Raw genomic sequence first — 20,449 nt, 5'->3', positions numbered from 1 at the left:
AAAAGGGTTGAAAAAGCGAGCCGAGGTCGCATACGACCGCACCCACAGGGTGCGGTGCGCATTTTTTCAGGCCGTCGCGGTTCAAAAGTTTAGCTAGGGTCACCGCGGGTTTTCGCGCTTTTTGGGTCTTAACCCCCCTCTGTTCGCGGGCAAATAGAGAGCGAACGATTGGGGCGTTGCCCACCGATGGATCTAGCATTCGTGTTTACGGGAGCAGGGCGATGATGCGGAGCGGACCGCCTGAGCCGGCTTGGATTTTCATGGGGAGGGCGATGATGTAGGCCCCCTTGGGCGGGAGTTGGTCGAGGTTGGCGACGTTTTCAAAAGCCGGGATGTTGGCGGCAAACAGGATTTGGTGGGTCTCGAAGAGTTGGGATTGGCCGTAGTCGATGCTGGGCGTGTCGAGGCCGATCGCGTCGATATGGCGCTCGGCCACCAGCCAGGCGGCCGCCTCGGGATGCAGGCCGGGAAAGTGGAGTTTGGGTACGGCTTGAGGGCCGCGTTCGGCGGTGCCCAGGTACTTTTCCGCGTCGGGCCAGTGCTTGCCGTTGCCGGTACGAAGCAGGACGATGGCGTCCTTGGGCATTTGGCCGTGCTGTTTTTCCCAATTTTTGAAATCACCAATTTGAACCTGGTAATCGCGGTTGCCCTTGCATTGTTTGCGCACGTCGATGACCACGGCCGTGCCCATCAATTTTTGAATGGGGATTTGGTCGCAGGTCCAGGTATCGGCGGCGAAGTGGATCGGCGCGTCCAGGTGGGTGCCGCCGTGTTCGGCCGCGGAGAAGCTGTTGGCCTCGTAGTAAAAGCCATTGTCGGTGGTGCCTTTGAAGTCCTCGTTGAGTTGGAAGCCTTTGGCGGTGGGCCAGTACAGTGTTTTTTCGGAGAAGGCGTGGGTCAGGTCGACGAGTTTGGCGTTGTCGAGGGCGGAAAAATCAGACCAAAAGCAGATCAGGGAAAGGGAAAGCAAAACAGGCATGGTGTGCTCCTGCAACAAACGGCCCGCTCGTAGAGAGGACCCGTGGATGGGGTGAATGGGGAAGAGGATTCCTGCATTGTAAACCCAAAAAGAGCCGATGGGGTATTCTTCGCAATTACGCTTCACCGTTTGTTTGCTTGGGGTCCTACCAGAGCGAGGGCTTTCTGATGCACTGACGGCATTTTTTCCTCAGCCGGCGGATCTGAAAGGCCATGTAGTTCCAGTGTGCAAAATTCCAAAGGCATACATTGGCTTTTTGGCGCGTCAAGGCATCACCCGCTTTTTCGTCAATATTCACCACCTCTGAATAAGGGCCGTCGTAGATGTGCGCCGTTTTTTCGATGACCCCCGTCACAAGTTGGGTGTGACTTGCCCTGGTTCCCATGGCATTGCTGCGAAAGAGATCTCCAGGTTGTGTCTTCCTTTGACGGTCCAAATCATTCGCCTGGGCCCCATCACCGAAACGATAGAGCGTGTTAACTGGAAGCTCGAGGTCGGCCGCGTCGGTTGAGGCCAAAAGTTCTTTCTTGAAGCTGCAAAAGCCCAGTATCCGGTCATGATCTTCATTGTTAAGACCTTGAGGGCAATTGGCGTTGGTAATGTGAACGGGCAACCCATTATTGAAGGCAAACTCTAATAAAAACGCGAAAGCAAAGTCTTCGCTTGAGGCTTTATCTAGGTTCTTGTCTGAATTTGCCAAAGAGCCGGCGCGATGCGCTGCCTCCCGGTACGCTGCAACAGTTGCTTCCGTCCACCAATTTCGGGTTTCCCAGACGGGATTTGGCGATTCGGTATCTGTTTCGAGGAGTTCGTAGTTTTCAAATTGCTGATAATTCACTAGCCCAAATACGGGGCTGGAAGTCGGTAATGTCCGTGGGTTTGAGAGTTCGCTTCCTTTGCATTTTGCAATACGGGGCATGGGAAACGGCATCAGTCCTCCGTTGATTTGAAAAGGGGTGTTTGGTTGCTTTAAGGTCGCTGGGTTGGGCAGTAAATAATACATTGTTGAGTAAAGGGGTGCTGTGTCGCTGTTGTGTTTTTTTGAGTTAGTTGAAATATTTATCTTCTTCGTCGAGTAGTGTTAGTAAGGTTTGTTCTGGTAATTGAACTTTATCTAAGTCCGTGACATCACTCCATTCTTCGTTGTCCAGGATTTCCGCTATAAATAATTGAACTTTATGCTCATTTGCTTTCTGAATTATCGTTCGAAGATCTTTGCTTCTTTGTGGGTGGTCGTTTAGAAAAAGTTCGCAGCTGTAAAAAAAGGTTCCTTTGCCCAGTGTGAGGGCGTTTGAAATTGATTTTAGGCTTGAATTTGTTATTTCTTTTTATTGAATAAGCGAATTTGTTGTTTTTGACGGGGGCGTTTGTGGATATGGATATTTTTGACAATGGCCGGCTCCTTAAAGATCATCTGGAATAGAGTTATTGTTTGGCACTCCTTCGATGGGAGTCTGGTAGTTACCACCGTGTCATTTGCGCAGGTGCTCATTTTCTGTGGCTGGGTTTGATCTCGACCTTTGAGGAGCCGCTTTTGTAAAACAACCAGCCCTTGTCGGCGGTAAACGCGACCTTGCCTTTTTTGGATTTGACCGTCCAATATGTAGTTACAACCACGCTTTGAAATCAACCAAGCGGCTGCGGCTGAGCGAAAAGCTGCCGTGTTCGAAGGTGTCCAGTTCGCCCGCGCCCGAGGCCAAAACGCGATAGCTTTTCACAATGTGTTTGCGGATAATAACGGAACGGTTGATTTGAAAGAAGTTGGCGTCATTGATTTCGTCCGCGAGGTGCGCGATGGTGAGGTCGGTCAGGTATTCGCTGCCGTTGGTACCCATTGCAAGGGTGTAGCGGCCCTCCTTGCGAAACAGGTCCACGTCTTTGAGCCAGACCACCATGTGGACCCCGTTTTGGTGGCAGACGATTTTTTCGAGACCGCGTTTCTCGGTCAGGATCTCGCTAATATTTTCGATTTTGTTTTGTTCCTTGCGTACTTTGGCCAGGCATTGTTCCAGGCGTTCTTCCTCGATGGGTTTGAGCAGGTAATCGCAGGCGTTTTCATCGAAGGCTTTGAGCGCGTAGTGATCGAAGGCCGTGCAGAAGACGATGATCGGACGCTCTTTCAAATAGGGCAGGACGTCGAAACCGTCCAGAACCGGCATCTGGATATCGAGAAAAACCAGGTCGGGTTTGTGTTCGTTGATTTGTACAATCGCCTCGACCCCGTTTTTTGCCTCGGCCACGACTTCGAGATCGCCGAATTCTTCCAACTGGTCGCGCAATAAGCCGCGTGCCGCCGGCTCGTCATCCACGATGATCACTTTCATGGTTGTGCCTCATATGAAATGAAAAAATCAGATTGCCTTCCTCGTAATTGTATTGCAACTCTTGGTTGTAGAGAAGTTTGAGCCGTTTGTTAATGTTGCCGAGGGCGTGGTCGTCGCTGAGGCAGGCCGAAAAGGGGCGCCGCAGTGGTTGACCGTTGTTGGCCACCGAGACGTGAACCGAGCCGTCGACCAGCGCACAGTTCAGGCTGACATGCACCGCGTCCAGCGTGTTTTTGACGCCGTGGACGCAGGCGTTTTCCACCAGCGGTTGAATGATGAAGCCAGGAATCTTTTTTGCGTGTAAATCCTGTGGACACACGGAGTTGTAGGTTAGTTTGTCGGGGAACCGCAGCAGTTGGATTTCCATGTAGCTGTCGATCAAACGAATCTCGGCGCCCATGGTCGACCAGCCGTCAAGCGTGGCCTTGTGGTTCATGCGGAAGATTTGGCTGAGCTTGCGCAGGATGCGTTTGGCTTTTTCCGGGTTGTTGCCCGCGAAGTAGATGGCGGTGTTGAGCGCGTTCTGCAAAAAGTGGGGGTTCATTTGCGAGTGGAGCAAACGGATTTCGGCTTCTTGGCGCAGTTCAATTTCTTTTTCTTTTTCGACCCGTTTCTGCAGGATGGTGGTTTCCAGTGCCAGCTTTTCGTTGTCTTCTTTGAGGTCGGTTAAGCGCCGCCAAACCAGCAGAATGATGGAAAACAACAGGATGCCGATGAACCAGGGGCGCATCCAAATCGGTGGTTCAATCGTGAAAGACAGTTCGGCGGGGGCGCCCAGGTAGGCGCCGTTTTCGTTGCCGGCCTTGACCAGGAAGGTGTAACGGCCCGAGGGCAAGCCGGCGTACTGGACACTGCGGCTGTCAATTTCTCGCCAGTCCGCGTCGAAGCCGTCCAGCTTGACGCGAAAGCGGGTCATGTCGGGGCGGCTGTAGTTTAGGCCGGAAAACTCAATGCGCAAAAAGTTTTGGTCGTGGTCCAACACGTTGTGGGTGTCGAGCGCCAGGTTGCGGTCGTCGCTGACAAAAGCCGTGATAAAAACGGGGGGTTCGCCCGCGGGTTGTTCGATGTGGGGGTTCATGCGGTTGACGCCCTTGCGGCAGCCGACCCACAGCATGTCGTTGTGGTCGAGCCAGACCGCGTTGGCGTTCATCTCTTCATAGGCCAAACCATGGCGGCGGTTGAAATGGCGGAACGCGTTGTTTTGCAGCCGCGAAAGCCCCTCGTTGTGGCCGATCCACAGTGAGGCGGTGGGTTGGTGCCACACCAAAAAATGGATCGCCGAGCCTTGTAATCCCTGCTGGTGGCCGATCCGTTCGAACTGGTTGTCAATCATCACCGCGAGCCCGAAGCCGGTGCCCAACCACAACCGATCACGGTTGTCTTCAACCAGGCTCAGCACCCGGTTGTAGGGGAGGCCGCGATCCTCGTCAATCACCCGCAGCCGCGAAATCTCCAGTTCCCCGTCGAGGCAGGCCAGCCCGTTTTCCGTGCCGAACCACAGCCGGGTATCGCGGGTTTGGTAAAGACAAAACACCCGTTGTCCCGGCAAGCCCTGCTTGGGGCCGAGGTCGCGAATGATCTCCCAATCGTCGCCGGAAATTCGCAGAACACCGCGCCGGTCGGTGGCGACCCACAGGCGGCCCAGATTGTCGCGGAGCAGATGACGCACAAAAACATCGTCCCCGTCCTGTTGTAGCGGGAAGGGCTCGGCGCGCGCCCAGCCGACGCGGGTGCGCCACAAGCCGTGACGGGTGCCGATCCATGTCCAGCCGTCAGGCGTGGTCAGCAGCGCCCGAATCTCGTCATTTTTCAAGTCGCGATTTCCTGGCCATGGGGCGGCGGGTTGGTTGAGTTGGTTCAGGTCCAGCTTGCGGACCCCGGCGCCCGTGCCGAGCCACACGCTGTCCGGTTCGGGTTGGGCAATCGACCAGACGTCAAGCCCCAGGTTCTGCGGCCCGGTGAAACTGAAGTTCACCATGTTGTTGAGTTTGCTCACGCCGGAATGGGTGGCGAACCACCAGCGGCCCTCGCGGTCCGGTTGAATCTGGTACACCATGCCTTCATGCAAGCCGTTGGCGGTAGTGAGTTTATGCACGCTGCCGAGTCGGCTTTGTGGGTCGAGGGTGATGCGGCAGGCCCCGTTTTCGTGGCCGAGCCACAGGAACCCCGCGGGATCGTAGGTCAAGGCGCGAATATCGTCACCGCCGAATTCGTCCGTACCGCCGAGGTAGATTGTTTGGTTGTGGCGGACCGCGTACAAACCGGCGGCCGTCGCCACCCACAGGGTATCTTTACCGTCGTCCGCAAAGCGGTTGACGCGAACCGGCGGCACCGTCATCCACACCGGGGCCGGCCGGAACTGCGAACCCTCAAACTGGACCAAGCCCGCGTCGGTCCCCACCGTTAACACGCTGTTTTCGTCCTGCCACACCGCGTTGATGCGGGAGGTGCCGGCGCCGGGAATTTTGGGGTAATGCTCGAACTGACCAAAAGGGGTGAGCACGCTCAAGCCCGTGTCGGTGGCAAACCATAGTTCGTCGTAACGGCCTTCCAGGATGTGATTAACCACGACGTTTTTGCGGTAATTCAAGCCGCGGTAATAGGTGATCGAGCCGTTGTCCCAGCACAAGGCGCCGCGGTTGGTGGCGATCCAAATGCGGTCCTGGTTGTCTTGGGTCAGGTAACGCGCGTTGAGCGGAATTTGCGGCCGGTCCGCGAACGGATTTTGGAATTGGTGCCCGTCGTAGCGGCGCACGCCCGCCGGCGTCCCGAACCACAGGAACCCGTTGCGGTCCTGGAGCAGCGTTTGCACCGAACTTTGCGGTAAACCCTGAGCGACGGACAGGTTTTCAAAGGCCAAACGTTGCGCCCAAAGCGGGTCGCACCACAGCCATAACAAACAGCCCGTCACGCAAATGATGCGGCGGGCTGCCGGGCCTGATCGGTTTTGGATGCGGGAAAGGACGGCACAACGGCGGGTCATGTCAAAACTTGAAATTGCGTAAATTAAATCCGTGTTTTTTCAATTTCAGCAGATTACCCGAGGCTTGTGTTAAAAGCATCAACTTTAAATGGTCGCTGTTGAGTTTTTTGTAGCCAAACGCCGGCAAAATGCGGAACGCCGTCGCCGCCGGTTCACCGCCGAACGCTAGGTTGGCGTCAAGGCGCAGCGCGATGCCGTTGTCGCCGTCGAAGGTGAGGCTCGCGCCTTGGATCATGCGGTTCTCGTCGTAGCTCAGCACCAAGTCACCGCGGCCCTCGGATTTTACCGAGTTGTTGTAGAAGGTGATTCGCGTCGGCATCCATTGGTTGTCGTAGCGAAAGGTCATGTTCATATAAATGTTGTCGCGGGTGTTGGTGTAGAAAATGACCGCCGGCAGGTGGGTCGCGCGGTACAGCCAAATCTCATAACCGCCTTCCTGATAAAAGGTCCACAAGCGTTTGAGCGGGATCGGTGCCTTGCGCGTGCTTTTTTTGCGGTCGGCGGGCCCTTGCGGTTTGTAGAAGTTGATGACCTCCACGTCGTTGTTCTCGAAACGACCCGTTCCGGTGTAGACCGCGCGGTAGACACCGCTTTCCAGCATGTGGCGGCGCATGTCACCCAGCTCGCCTAGGAAGTAGCTGCGGTAGTTGGTTAGTCCGGCGCCCTCCTTGCGAGCGCGGTTGGGTTTGTCGGAAAAGGCGCGGAAATCGTGACTGGTCATGAAGCTGCGCTTGAGGTCGTCGATGATTTCCATGTCCCCCATTTCGCCCTTGAGGTTGAAACGGTAGCGGCCGTTGGGGGTGTGTAAACCCTCCGCGTTGACATCGAAATCAATCGCGTCTTGGGAAGCGAGGCGTTTGTCCAGGCGGCCGGCGGGGAGCGAGGCGTCCAGGGTGGCGCGCACATCAACACTTTTGGCCGCCTCGTATTCCACCGGCAGCCAATACTGTTCGATGGATTCGAACATGGCGTTGAGCATCGCGTGGGGGGCTTTGCCCGGGTGGCGGGCCAGGTTGTCGACGCTGGGACCGTTCACGCGGGCGCGTGGTTTGTAATTTTTGACGCTGGACTGCGCCATACAGGCCGAACCGATTGCAATCAAGCAGATCAGCAGGACTTTGGTGGTGGTTCGGGGGGTCATGGAGCCTCGCTCGGTTGTGCGCCGCGGCGCTACTTGGTTTCTTTCCAGTTGGTGCCGGTTCGGACCTCGGCCACCAGCGGCACCTCAAAATGCACCACATGTTCCATGGTTTCGCCTAGGAGCCGGCTCACCACTTCTTTTTCTTCTTCGGGGCATTCGAGGACCAATTCATCGTGGACCTGCAACAGGAGTTTGGCTTGCAGGTCTTGTTCGCGGATCGCCTCGTCCAGGCGGATCATCGCGATTTTAATAATTTCCGCGGCCGTGCCCTGAATCAGGGTGTTGACCGCCAAACGTTCGCCTTGGGCTTGTAGGTTCTTGTTGCGCGAGGCCAGTTCCGGCAGTTGGCGATGGCGCCCGAAATAGGTGCGGATCTCGCCGATTTCCCGTGCCTTCTCGATGACTTCGTCGCGGAAGCCCAAAACGCGCGGCATTTTTTCGAAGTAGGTTTCCATGTACTCGCGCGCCTTTTTGCGGGTAATGCCCAACTCTTGCGCGAGGCGGAACTCGCCCATGCCGTAGATCAACCCGAAGTTGATGCTTTTGGCCGCGCGGCGCATGTCGTCGGTGACCAGGTTGACGTCCACGTCCATGATCTCGCCCGCGGTGCGGCGGTGGATGTCTTCGCCGGAGCGGAAGCCCTGTACCAGGGTATCATCGCCGCTGAAATGGGCCATCAGCCGCAATTCGATTTGCGAGTAGTCGGCGGCGACAAACACCCAGCCGTCGCGGGGTACGAAGGCGGCGCGAATGTCACGGCCCATTTCGGTACGGATCGGGATGTTTTGCAGGTTGGGGTTGTTGGAGGAGAGACGACCGGTCGCCGCCACAAATTGGTTAAACGAGCTGTGGACGCGGCCGGTTTTAGGACAAATCATCGTGGGTAAGGCGTCCACATAGGTCGATTTCAGTTTGGTGAACATGCGGTATTCAAGGAGTTTGGCGGGCAAGGCGTGCCCCTTGGCGCTGAGTGTTTCCAGCACCGATTGGTCCGTGCTGTAGGACTTGGTTTTGCTGGTTTTTTTGACCGTGGGCAGGCCGAGCTTTTCAAAGAGAATCACACCCAACTGTTTGGTGCTTTTGATGTTAAATTCTTCGCCCGCCAGTTCGTAGATCGCTTGTTCCAAGGCCTCGATTTCTTCCGCCATTTTGGCCGACATGGTTTTGAGGTAACCTTCGTCGATTTGGACGCCGCTGTTTTCCACCCGCGCCAGGACCGGGATCAGCGGGCGCTCGACCGTGTCGTAAACGCGGTGCAGGTCTTGTTCCTTGAGCCGCGGGAACAAGATGTCGTAGAGCTGGAAGGTGATATCGGCGTCTTCCGCCGCGTAGTTGCACGCCTTGTCGAGGGGGACCTTGTCGAAGGTCACCATGTCCTTGCCACTGCCCGCCACTTCATCGAAGTGGATCGTGCGGTAATTGAGCAGTTTTTCGGCCAGGTGGTCCATGCCGTGGCGGTCCTCATTGGGGTTGATCAAGTAGGACATCAACATCGTGTCTTCAATGCGGCCCGCGACATCCCAACCGAGGTTAAACAGCACGCTGATGTCGTATTTGGCGTTGTGGGCACATTTGATAATGTTCGTGTCGGCCAGCACGTCCTTGAGCAGGGCTTCGGCGCTGTCGGACCACGTCGCGTCTTGGCCCTCGTGGCGCAGGGGCACGTAATAGGCCTGGTTGACCTCCGTGGCGAGGGCCATGCCGACCAGTTCGGCTTCGATGGTGTTGAGCGAGGTGGTTTCGATATCGAACACGAAAAACCCTTTGTCGCGGATCTCGGCGAGGACTTCCTTGAGACGTTCTTCGGTATCCAAAAGTTGATAATCTCTGCTGATCCGTTTCAGTTTGGGTGGGGTGGCGTCCACCAGGGATTTGAAATCGAGGCGGGTGAAGAAGGCGCGCAAGCCGTTGGCATCCGGCTCTTTACGCACGTATGTGTCTTTGTCGAACGTCAAGTCGAGGTCCGTGCGAATCGTGATCAGGGTTTTGGTGAGGTCGATTGTTTCGCGTGCTTCTTCAAAACCCGTGCGGGCCCGTTTCGCCGTGATTTTGTCGAGGTTTTCGTAAATGCCGTCCAGTGAACCGTACTCGGCAAGGTACTTTTTGGCGCCTTTTTCGCCGACCCCTTTCACGCCGGGGATGTTGTCGGCGCTGTCGCCCCAAATGGAAAGCAAGTCGATAATTTGGTTGGGGCGACACCCGAAAAACTCCGGGATACCGGCTTCGCCCAGATAGTGCACGCCTTTTTTGGGATCAAACATCACGATGTCGTCGCCCTGCACCAATTGCAGCATGTCCTTGTCGCCGGAAACGATCACCGCCTGAACGCCTTGTTCGGCCGCGCGTTTGGCGAGGGTGCCGATGATGTCGTCGGCCTCAAAGCCAGGCATGGCGACCATCGGGATGTTGTAGCCCTCGATCATTTCTTTAATGAGCGGGATTTGGGGGACGAGGCTCTCGGGCATCGCGTCGCGGTTGGCTTTGTATTCGGGATAAAGTTCCTTGCGGAAGGTGGGTTCCGAGGTATCGAACGCGATGGCGAGGTATTCCGGGTTCTCGTCCGCGATCAACTTGCGCAACATCATGGTAAACCCGTAAACCGCATTGTTGTCGATATTGCGAATGGCATAAAAAGAACGGAAGATATGAGCAAAGGCATCAACGATAAAAAAACGTTCGCGCGTCAAGGAAACACCTCGTATGGATGGTGGGCCCGGGGGAATCAGCAAAAGACCCGCTGGGGCCGATGTGAGCAAAAATGGGTGGCTCGTGCCGGTAACCCACCATCATAGCAAGCTTGCCAAGCATTCGAAAAGAGACCGAGCCGGGTTCCTGGCAGCATGGGTTCCTCCTTCGCGACACTGGAACCTAAGTGAAGCTTTGTGGTATTTAACACGGATAAAGATCTTGCGAATCAATTGTTTGAACCGATGTACTAGATACGGCCCTCGCCATCCTCCCACTTGGTGAAGAAGGAACGTCCGCATGGAATACGATCTCTATTCGCAAATCGAGTCTTTTAACACGAAGCTGACCATGAACACGCTGCAGTTTTTGATGCAGCATGGCGAGATGAAAAAGTTCAGCAAGGGCGATGTGATTTGCCGCGAGGGTGATGCCTCGGAATCCGTGTACATCATTGTCGACGGGGTGGCGCGGGTTGAGAAAATCGACCCCTTCGGCAACGTCAACACCATCGCCACCGTCAAAAGTGGCGCTTTGATTGGGGAAATGGGTGTGTTCCTCAACATGAAACGTTCGGCAACCTTGGTCGCCCACAAAGACATGACCATGGCCGAGTTCACCAACCAGAACTTTATCAATGCCTTGCCGAAGACGCCCGACATCACCGTGCGTTTGTTGAAATCCATGGCCGACAAAATCAACATGATCAACCAGAAGTACACCGATCTGTTGCTCAAAAACTCGATCCTCATGATCGGTCTCTATGTTTTGAGTTTGGCCGAGGGGAAAACCGGTGCTGAACGGGAAGTGCGTTTGCAAATTCCCGTTGTGTTGAAGCAGGTCGGCATTAGCGCGAAACGCTTGAAGTCGGTCCTGAACATTTTTTTGCGCAACCAACTCATTGGAAAATGGAAAACCAACCAGGGTGAGGTTGTCTTTAAGGTGAAGCCCGGCGAGTTGCGCGGCTTTCTCAAGGGTCTGTCCGCCGGCGGTTAATGTTCCGGCCGGTAAATGCCGCGTCGCGACTTAGGGGCGCGCCGGTTTTCGACCCCTTTATTCCGCGCCGTGCCGTCGTCGTTCGGGCCGTGTCTGGCCGACCATTGGCCCGAGGAATGCAGGGGTTCTGGGTCACATTTCCGACTAAAAGAGGGCCGTTTGCGGCGTAGCACCTAAAAAAAATCTTGTGTCCCTGGCCAAATGGACCGATAGAGCTTAAAATGGGCCTGGGTTTTCTCATTCAAATTTGACAAACACGCGGGGGCCCGGAAACCCGATTACCCGTGATTCTGTTTGTCGTTGTAACCGAGCGGTGAGCTGTTTGCGACACGGCCACTGACTTTTTCTTCGTTAACCCACCTAATTGCAACGTCTTTTTAGTTTCGCCCGCAAAAGCAGGGGAAGGTTTTTGCGGCGTTTGTTGGGTCTCCGTGAGCCCGCGAACCCTGGTGAAACGCCACAACACCATCATTTTCTGCGCCCGGTTCTTGTCCTGTCCTCAGGGGTGATCGGTCGTGAGGCAGATCTACTCGGGGGGAGTTCATGGCAGTCAAGCACACGCTTGATCTTTTGGCGACTTTGGGGCGCGCGTTTCACTATTTTCCGCCGCTTTACGTCAATTCGATCTTGGGTCACCCCCCCAATTGGGTGCCCCCTTACCCGCGCTACTCCGAGTTTCGCATTCTCGACCCGCGCAAACCCATGCGCGCGCTAGGCTACCTCATTGACGCCGGTCTGTTTCCCATTCCCATGAAACGGCCCGGTTGGTTGGGTTTCATCCCCGAGGTCTTTTTTCTCCAAGAACCCCATGTCATGCACTGGCAGGGCCAAATGCAGGATTACGACAGCTATCCTGATGAGTCCTGGTTCTTTATCAACGGTGTAACCTCTAATAATGATATTGCCAAGTTGCAACGTGCCTGTTTGACCGAACATTTTCGTCGCCCTATCACCATCATTCAAAACCCAACCGATTCGATTTACCTCGATATTCTCGAGGCCGCCGTCGGCAAAACCGGCGCATGGATGGCGCAACCCGCGCACTTGGGCGCCGTTGAAATCAAACGGGTGTTGTGTTCCTCCAAGAAAAAAGTCGTCGTGGTTGCCTATTCCCAGGGTTCCATCATCATGGCCAACATCCTGCGCGAGCTGCAGCGCTGTCCCGAGGCCAACGCCCAGCTTCATAAATTGGAAATTTACAATTTCGCCAATTGCTCCGACCGCATGGAGTACACCGATCCCGTGCGGCGCGTACCCTACATCGAAAATTTCGCCAACCGCCAAGACTTGGTGGCGCGGCTCGGCGTGTTGGCGCCCAAAAAACGCGGCATCATCAACATCGACGGCCCCGTTTTTGTGCGCGAGGCCTACGGGCACCTGCTTAACCAGCATTATCTCTACCACCTGCTTGATGACCGCGGCCAAAGCACCTACCACTACGACGACCGCCAAAGCGCCTCGGATTACGCCTTTGAAGGCGAACCGTTCCCGCGTTTGTTTACCTACCACAAAGATTATGTCGGGCCTTCTTGGGAAGAGATGCACCACAACCCGGCTATGCGGATGGGCGCTTAAGCCAAGGGCGCTTGATCGCGCAAATTCCATGATCGCGCGTTTTTGGTCCGCGACCTTGCGGGCCCGGGTGTCTACCCCCGAATCAAAAGCCCGAGGTTTTTGAGCAGGCCTTCACCCACCTTCGTATTGGGGTTGGTTCTACAAGGCAGGCCTTGTGTGTTTTTTTTGTTGTGCGCGGGATGATGTCTGTGAAAGTTTTTAATTATCCTTTAGAATATGAGACCAATCTGAATTCCTTGTGAAAAACTAAATATCGAAGACTTGCGGCTTGGCGGCGTTGTGCTGTCTTGTGTTTGTCTTCTTTGGCTTTTTTGTGGCGCCTTCTTTGGGTGTTCGAGCGATTGCGATTTTCTTTGCTGTTTTTTTATCTGTAGGTGTTTTGTTATGGTTCGCTTCTTTGTTGTTTGGCTTTTCTTGGCTTGTGTCGTCTGCTTCGCCCAAGACCCTCCTTCCGTTGTGCTCGACCCCTTGCCTGAATTCACCCGCGAGGACAGCGTCACCCTTTCCGGGTCCGTGACACCCGCCGACAGTGTCGTGACGCTTGGGTCGCTGGCCGTCACCGTCAACCCCGACGGTACCTTTTCCCACACGCTCGCGCTTAACGACGGTTTTAACAGCTTCTTTTTGGCCGCTACCCATGGCGATGATCCCCCGTTTCAACGCGGCATCACCCTCACCCGCGACACGCAACCGCCCACCTTGACCCTCACCGGAGTTTCCGACAGGGCGCGGGTCAACCGCACTCCCTACACCCTCGTCGGGCGGGTCGCCGACGACCACGACGACCGGCTCAGCCTCACCCGCGACGGCAACCCCGTCGTGCTGGAAAACGGTGCCTTCCGCGACCCCGATCTCGCCCTACAACCCGGTGACAACCATTTCACCTACGTGGTCACCGACCGCGCCGGCAACAGTGCCGAACAAAGCATCACCCTCTCTTTTAACGACCAACCGCCGCAACCCGCGATCACCGCCCCCGACCACCTTGCCGCCGGCGACAACTTCACTTTCGCCGTCTCCTTCGCCCAGCCCGAACAGATCGCCGCCTACCGCGTCAGCCTTAACCAAACCACCCTGCACCAAGCCGAGGACGGTGCCCCCTTCCAAATCCAACAGGTCGCCGACGGGAACGAAACGCTGTTGCGTTTTTCCGTGCAGGCCGAGGACCTTTGGGGCAACAACGCAAGCACCGAGCACCTTGTCCACATCGCCTTCCCCGCCTTCGGGTACGGGACCTTGCTCGACGACCGCGACAGCCGCCCCCTCGCCGGCGTCGCCCTGCGGGTCACCACCCCGTTGCAAAGCCAAGACCTGGTCAGCGGGCCCGACGGCGATTACCAATTCGCCCTTTCCGGTTCGCCCGTCACCCTGGAAATTCGCGATCCCACCTACGTCCAGGCCCGCCGCCGCCTCGACACCCCCGAGGGCGGCGGGCGCCGCTTTGCCGATTGGCGCCTGACCCCGCGCGGGCCACCCCAATCCACGGCCGTGCCCTTCCAGAACGACCAACTCGATCTGCGTTTCAGCGGGTTCACCGGCACGCCGCGGGTCTCGCCTTTTACCGCCCAGGCCCAGCCCGTCCCGCTCCCGCTCGATTGGACCCCGCTCGCCGGCTTTGAACTGGCCGACGTCGGCGGAACCGGTCGCATCGAGGCCGTTTTCCGGCGCCTGCCCTACACCGCGCCCGCCGGCGCCACCCTGGTCCTGTTCCGCGCCGAATCAGACGGCTGGCGCGTGCTGTCCTTATTAAATGGAACCCTCGCCACCACCGTCGACACCCGCGCCGGCGCCTTCCTGCTCGCCGCCCCCGCCGGGGCGACCAACCTGCCCGCCGTCGGTGACCTGATCCAACACACCCGCGACCACCACCTCGGGCTCAGCCAATTAAGCACCCTCACCATCGATCCCCCTGTCGTTTCGCTGCTCAAACAACCGCAAACCGAGGTCACCGTCACCGCCGCGCCCACCGCGCCTTCCGGCTCCTGGGCCCGCGTCCACGTGCGCGAACGCCACCAACACACCGCCGGTCCCATCGACCTACCCGAACACACCCTCGACCTGCTCCTCTTTCGAAATCCCTTCGACAGCAGCGCAAGCATGCGCGGTTCTTTCCCCGTCCATACCCGCATGGACATCGACCGCACCCAAACCCGCAACGCCCATGTCCTGTTCACCGGCATCGCCTACCCACCCCCCGTCGACGGCTACCGTTTCCAAAACGAGGTGCGCCTGGAAACCCTGAGCCTGAGCTTTCCCCATGCGGGTAGCCAACCCGTCAACGCCTTCGCCGACACACCCACCGATCTACCCCTTATGAACGGGGCCGATTTGATCATGGGTTTTCAGTGGAACGCCGCCGCCACCGTCCCCGCGCCGCGGCTGCGCCTGCGCCAACCGGCCCGCGCCGCCATGATCCTCCTGCGCCGTGACACGCCCGGCACCTGGCTGTTCGTCGGCGCCCTCCAACACGACGGCACGGCCTGGCACAACAACGACGGCACCTGTGAACTCGACCAAAACGGATGGTACGCCCTGGTTGCCCTCGATTTCGCCGTCGGTCGTTTCAGCGGCCGCACCCTCATGGGCGGTAACCCCTTGGCCGAGGTCGCCCTGCGCACCCCGTCTCATCCCTGGCGCGCGCTCAGCGACGCCGACAGCGCCTACCACTTCTTCCTACCGCTTTGGGATCAAGCCCAAAGTGTGCACGCGCAACAGCCAGCCACCGGCTTCCACGCCGCGCGCACCTTCGCCGCCGTAACCGCCGCCAACCAAACCGGCATCGATTTCAACCTCAACCGCGCCAACCTGCTGCTCGTCGACCACCAACCCACGGCTGAAGCCGTCGCCGTCCCGCCTTGGCGGTTTATCGACCTCGATTTCAGTCAACCCCTCGTCTGGGATCCCGATCTGCTCGCCCAACACATTCAGCTCAGCGGGCCGGAAGGCACCATCCCCCTCCGCTTCACCCGCCGCTTCAGCGCCGGCAGCGTGCGCATTCGCGCCCAACAAGCACTCGCCCAGGCAACCACTTACACCCTCAACCTCGACCCCGCCCTCCAGGCCGAGTCCGGCGACCTGCTCGGCAGCGCCACCCAATTCCGCTTCACCACCCACACCCGCGCAAGTGAAACCCCACTGGATCTCAACCCCTGGTACCTCGCCGAGGACAACGGCAACCTGGTGCTACACGCCCCCGGCGACACCTTCCCCGCCGGCAGCCAACTCGTCGTGCTTAACCTCGACACCGCATCGAGCAGCAGCGAAACCCTCGCCGCCGGCGCGCTCGCCCGCGTCGTCTCAGGGGCTCCCGGCCACCGCATCCGCGTCGATCTCACCACCCCGGGTGGGCAGCTCGGGTCCCGCGTCATCGACAGCGTGCGCCGCGACGGCAACCGCATCCTGCTCGGCAGCCAACCCTTCCAAATCCCCGTCGGCGACGGCCTGACCCTGATCGCCGAAAACATCCTCACCGGCGTTGGCCGCGAACTAACCTGGCGCCAACTCAGCGCCGCCGAAACCACCCGGTTGCAAGGGCAACTCCCGCAAAGCCAACGCACACCGGGGCCTTCCCTCGGCGGCTTTATCCTCGAAAGCGGCGACGGCCAGCCCTTGCCCCGCTTTCAGGGCCGGCTCGTCGCGGATTTGCGCGCGCAATCCGCCCTGCTCGAGGCCGCCCCCGATCAAACCCTCGTCTTGCGCAACATCCGAGAAGGCGTAAGCGCCCCCGCCGACCCCCGTCAGCCCGACGTCCTCAGCGACCACACCATCGCCCAATTCCAAGGTGCCTCGCCCGTCAGCGCACCCGCGGCCGGAAAAACCGCCGGCAAACGTTCCCTCAACACCTTGTACAACTTTGATTTTTTCAGCTTGGACAATCCCCTCATTGCCGCGTGGAACATCGCGCTTTATCCGCCCACCACCTATGTCGCCAACATCTATAGCCTGCGCGAGGAAACGCCCCCCGTCCAGATGCCGGAGTCCCAATTGATGTGGGCCGAGGCCGCCGAATGGCAAGAATCCACCTACCAACGCGGCGACAAAAACTACCGCGCCATGCGCCACACCCCGCTTTACGAGGTCGTCAACACCGGTGAAAACACCGCGCTTGAGTTTGTCGGCCTCACCGACCGCACCGGCTGGACCCAAATCTTCAGCACCCACGGCAGCCAACCCAGCTATTTCGCCATGGACCCCGTTAGCAATGCACTGGGTTCGGCCGCGCCTCAAAGCACCGGCATTTCCATCAGCGGCCTGCTCACCCTTCGTTATGCCGCCCTGCTGAACTGGCCCGAGGCCGGCGACGGCCAAACCCCCAACCAGGACGTTCAGGTTGAATTCGAGGTCGTGGATCTCAAGTACAGCGGGGAGACCCCTGAACCCGCCGTCACCATCAACAGCAACGAAACCGCGCGCCTCACCAAACTCGGTCGGGTTAAGCTCGCCGAGAACCGCGCCATTCGTGTCACCTTAACCGCCGCCAACAACCCCTTCACCCGCGTTTCCTTCGATGCCGATTACCAGGACACCGTCACCCTGACCCCCGAAAATGCCGGCTTCCAAATCCAGTTCCGCTACGAAAACCTCCCCCGGGACCGGTCCTACAGCGACCTTACCCTGCGCTTCACATCCGCCGCCTACCCCGAACGACAGCTCGAGCGACGCGTCTGGTTCATCGGCGAAACCGGCGACATCGCCGACGACCCCGCCAACCCGCCCACCGTGACCGGCACCCTCCCCGCCGACAACGACCGCGACGTGCCCATTTTTGATCCCATCCAAATCGCCTTCAGTGAACCCGTTCGTGGTGTTTCCGAGGCCAACATTGAACTGGTCGATCAAGACCAAACCCCTGTCCCACTCGACTTTGAAGACCTCGCCGGTGAACCCATCGGCAGCACGGATTGGGTTCACAAGGTGTATGCGCGCCCGCAAACCATCCTCAAACTGGACCACGCATACCGCCTTCGCATCCGCGGGGTACGTGACCAGGGCGGCAATGCGCTGCGCATCGTCACCCGGGACGGCGAGACCGATACCTATCAAGCGCGTTTTCAAACCCAACCGATAAAACCCGATCCCATTCAACAAGCCGAACGAAGCCAGCGCGGCTACACCCAGTACCGCAATCTATTGATTCAGGTCAGCCATCGCGAGGCCGTCCAAGACCAACCCGGGGGCCTGACCATCGAGGTCATCGAACCCGGCGACGGGGACCGCCCCTGGCTGGTAAACGCCCGCCACGAGTTAGTCACGCCCGCGCCTTTTTTCCCCAAACCCGCCCTCGTCACCCACCAGGCCCTGCTCACGCCCCTGGGCGACGAGGTGAACGCCGTCGAGGGGCCGAGCCGCAAACCCGTCAAACAGCTCCCCGGCGGCAGCGTGCTCGCGATCACCTACTGGGACGGCAACCAAGCCGTCAACCGCATGTTCTTGCTGCGTTGGACCGGCGGTTCATTCACCGCCATCGGCCACCTTCCCGTCGCCTCACCCGGCATCATTAATGATGTGATCGCCCAAGGCCCCTTTTTGGTGTTCGGCCACAACGCCTTTGAATCGCAGGGCAGCCAGATCGGCCGCATCGAGGTGCGTGACCTTCGCACTTACCTCGCGAAGCTCGAAGAAATTCGCGAGCGCGAACTGCGCCAGTCCCTGAGTCCCCATCAATACCTCACCGCCTTCACCGACGCCGGCATGAGCGCCCAATTCTTTTATCCGCGCGGCATTTTCGACCTCGAGCCTTTTGTTCATACCGACACCGAGGAACAGATCCTCTCCTTTACCGCCGCCGCGGCAACCTTCCCCGGTGTCGGCAAAATCACCGCCGGCGACAACAGCTTCTTGCCGCCCGTCGACACCTGGTACGACCAACGTTTGTTGTTCCGCGCCCATTACCCCGAGGAAGCCGGGCGGGAAATCCCCGCCGACGCCCCCGCGCGGCCGGGCGGCACGCGCCTGCGCACCGCCGTGCTGCCGCAATTGGGCGTGCGGGATTTGGGTTTGCGCAAGGTGCGTGACCTGACCCTGTTCGTTGAAAACTTCGGCGACGGCACGGACAGCGGCACCAGTGTGCTCCACTTCATCGAGGTCCCCGAGGACAAAGCCGGCAAGGCGCGTACCGCGCCGGTCTTGCCACGCGTGACCCTCGCCTTCAACGGCCGCATCGGCAACATGGCCGCCGACCGCCACACCGGCCTGATCGCCGTCACCCTCGACAAGGATTTAGAAAGTGGGGAAAAGGGTCCGCTCAACGTCGTGCTCATCGATGCCCGCGCTGTTTACGCCGGCCTCCAATCCGAGGCGCCCGTGCGTTTGGCCGTTAACCATCAGTCCCCCTTCATTACCGCCGAGTTCGGCGGCGAACTCGGCAACGCGCTCGGCGACGCCTTGTTTTTCCACGAGGGATTCCTCTACTGGACCAACGGCAAAGTCGACCTGATCCGCCAACCCGTCAACACCGGCTTACGCCGCGAACTGGGTTGGCTGAGCTACGACATGACCGTGTGGCACAGCGACCCCAAACAACGCCGCTTGGTCCCCGAGGAATGGCAACGGCAAACCACCGTCGTGCTCCACGCCGCCGACCTCGCCGCCGCCGAACAGGACCCCGGCCAGGGGGTGAGCGATGCAGTGAAACGGATGTTTACCACCGAGATCGGCACCTTCCAGGTCCAACTCTTTCCCGACGAACACCTCGAACTCACCATGCGCTGCCTGGACCCCGAGTGGGAAAAAACCTTCGAGGTCGAACCGACCCAACAAAGACGGATGATCAGCGTCAACACCGCCGAACTCGCCACCTGGCTGGAAAGCCGACAGGAAACCCTAAAAACACGCGGCATGCTGGGTTACGAGGTGGCGCTTAACATCAGACACAACGGCATCACCCGCCTTGGCGAACACTACCCCTTCATTGTGCGCTACATCAACCCGCCCAACAACGATCCCTACCGTTACGCCGGCAACCTCGATCTGCTCAGCCGAACCCCGACCGAATTCGCCGTGGACGACGCCGTGCGCGCCGTCGACAGCCGCATCGACCTCAGCACCATGCGCTACCATCACGGGGATTTCCACGGCTCGCTCGGCACCTTCGGCGTCGGCATGCGCGACAGCGGCGCCCTGCACCTGGGTTCGGCTGTTTGGTTCCGCCCCAAGGATTTACCCGCCCAAATCACCGGCGAACGCCTCAAAGCCGATCAACGCATCCTCCTCGGACAGCCAGGGTTATGGCGGGTGGAGGCCGATCTCAAGCAGGCCGGGAAAGCCGTTGTTTTTCGGGATGATCCCCTCAGCAAACTCAGCTACCACGACAAGAAGTGGGTGCTGGAACATCGCGAAACCATGACCTCCACCTGGTACAGCAGCTTGCCGTTGCCCGCCTACCATCCGCTGTTCGACAGCCTCAACAGCGCCGAGGCCGACAGCGACACCGACATCGACAAGAAGGACCGCATCATCTACCCGCTGATGCGTTACCAGGCCGCGAGCAATACGCCGGGCGCCCTGTTCGGCCGGGTCATCGAACGCGAACGCAAGGATTTCCCGTGGCAGAACAAGTTCCAGCGCGGTGATTTGGACGAGGCCGTCACCGACCTGCCCACCGAACTCACCGACCAGCCCGCCGACGGCGCCGCCAAACGCAAGGTCGAACGCAGCTACCGACCCCACCTTTTCGGGAACCTGCTCGAGGAAGTCAAACGCGGCACGCGAACCGTTCGCTACAGCTACGACGCGGACGCCTACCTGATCGCCGTCAGCGAACAAGG

General features: G+C 58.6%; 10 protein-coding genes. 3 read left to right on the top strand and 7 right to left on the bottom strand.

The window, feature by feature from the left end; all coding sequences use genetic code 11:
• Window positions 1–205 precede the first annotated feature (205 nt).
• The 6 genes from J3U88_RS22440 to polA all read right to left on the bottom strand — a co-directional run bounded on the left by J3U88_RS22440 (window position 206) and on the right by polA (window position 10,114).
• Window positions 206–979: a cyclase family protein gene (locus J3U88_RS22440; RefSeq protein ID WP_207861228.1), complete on the bottom strand. Its 774-nt coding sequence runs from the start codon at window positions 977–979 to the stop codon at window positions 206–208.
• Window positions 980–1,124: 145 nt separating this feature from the next.
• Window positions 1,125–1,910 (bottom strand): hypothetical protein, encoded by a 786-nt coding sequence (locus J3U88_RS22435; protein ID WP_207861227.1) that lies wholly within the window; start codon window positions 1,908–1,910, stop codon window positions 1,125–1,127.
• Between the two features lie 676 nt (window positions 1,911–2,586).
• Window positions 2,587–3,303 carry a LytR/AlgR family response regulator transcription factor gene (locus J3U88_RS22430; protein ID WP_207861226.1) on the bottom strand — a complete coding sequence of 239 codons (717 nt, stop codon included), beginning with the start codon at window positions 3,301–3,303 and terminating at the stop codon, window positions 2,587–2,589.
• Complete coding sequence (locus J3U88_RS22425; protein ID WP_207861225.1) at window positions 3,281–6,286, bottom strand: sensor histidine kinase; 3,006 nt, start codon at window positions 6,284–6,286, stop codon at window positions 3,281–3,283. Before J3U88_RS22425 ends, J3U88_RS22430 begins: the two co-directional genes overlap by 23 nt.
• Window position 6,287: 1 nt before the next feature.
• On the bottom strand, window positions 6,288–7,427 hold the full coding sequence (locus J3U88_RS22420) for a hypothetical protein (protein WP_207861224.1): 1,140 nt from the start codon (window positions 7,425–7,427) through the stop codon (window positions 6,288–6,290).
• Between the two features lie 29 nt (window positions 7,428–7,456).
• The gene (gene polA, locus J3U88_RS22415) at window positions 7,457–10,114 is read right to left on the bottom strand and encodes a DNA polymerase I (RefSeq protein WP_207861223.1); all 2,658 of its coding nucleotides are present in this window, start codon (window positions 10,112–10,114) and stop codon (window positions 7,457–7,459) included.
• A gap of 298 nt (window positions 10,115–10,412) precedes the next feature.
• On the opposite strand from polA, the gene J3U88_RS22410 reads away from it, so the two are divergent.
• The gene (locus J3U88_RS22410) at window positions 10,413–11,108 is read left to right on the top strand and encodes a Crp/Fnr family transcriptional regulator (protein ID WP_207861222.1); all 696 of its coding nucleotides are present in this window, start codon (window positions 10,413–10,415) and stop codon (window positions 11,106–11,108) included.
• A gap of 543 nt (window positions 11,109–11,651) precedes the next feature.
• Complete coding sequence (locus tag J3U88_RS22405; RefSeq protein ID WP_207861221.1) at window positions 11,652–12,683, top strand: hypothetical protein; 1,032 nt, start codon at window positions 11,652–11,654, stop codon at window positions 12,681–12,683.
• A gap of 246 nt (window positions 12,684–12,929) precedes the next feature.
• On the opposite strand, the gene J3U88_RS22400 is transcribed toward J3U88_RS22405, so the two are convergent.
• A complete protein-coding gene (locus tag J3U88_RS22400) occupies window positions 12,930–13,124 on the bottom strand; it encodes a hypothetical protein (protein WP_207861220.1) in 195 nt (64 codons plus the stop codon).
• Between the two features lie 27 nt (window positions 13,125–13,151).
• Here J3U88_RS22400 and J3U88_RS22395 point away from each other — a divergent pair.
• Window positions 13,152–20,449, top strand: a 7,298-nt coding sequence (locus J3U88_RS22395) for an Ig-like domain-containing protein (protein WP_207861219.1), incomplete at its 3' end; no start/stop codon positions are given.

It is taken from the genome of Acanthopleuribacter pedis (assembly GCF_017377855.1).
GTDB lineage: Bacteria > Acidobacteriota > Holophagae > Acanthopleuribacterales > Acanthopleuribacteraceae > Acanthopleuribacter > Acanthopleuribacter pedis.
The sequence above is the reverse complement of the archived record's forward strand: the minus strand, read 5'-3'. Positions and strand labels throughout refer to the sequence as shown.

What these genes read in the sequence shown, in the direction of transcription:
- J3U88_RS22405 (WP_207861221.1), top strand. Translation starts at nt 11,652, where the DNA reads ATGGCAGTCAAGCACACGCTTGATCTTTTGGCGACTTTGGGGCGCGCG.
- J3U88_RS22435 (WP_207861227.1), bottom strand. Translation starts at nt 1,910, where the DNA reads ATGCCGTTTCCCATGCCCCGTATTGCAAAATGCAAAGGAAGCGAACTC.
- J3U88_RS22420 (WP_207861224.1), bottom strand. Translation starts at nt 7,427, where the DNA reads ATGACCCCCCGAACCACCACCAAAGTCCTGCTGATCTGCTTGATTGCA.
- J3U88_RS22440 (WP_207861228.1), bottom strand. Translation starts at nt 979, where the DNA reads ATGCCTGTTTTGCTTTCCCTTTCCCTGATCTGCTTTTGGTCTGATTTT.
- J3U88_RS22410 (WP_207861222.1), top strand. Translation starts at nt 10,413, where the DNA reads ATGGAATACGATCTCTATTCGCAAATCGAGTCTTTTAACACGAAGCTG.
- J3U88_RS22430 (WP_207861226.1), bottom strand. Translation starts at nt 3,303, where the DNA reads ATGAAAGTGATCATCGTGGATGACGAGCCGGCGGCACGCGGCTTATTG.
- J3U88_RS22425 (WP_207861225.1), bottom strand. Translation starts at nt 6,286, where the DNA reads ATGACCCGCCGTTGTGCCGTCCTTTCCCGCATCCAAAACCGATCAGGC.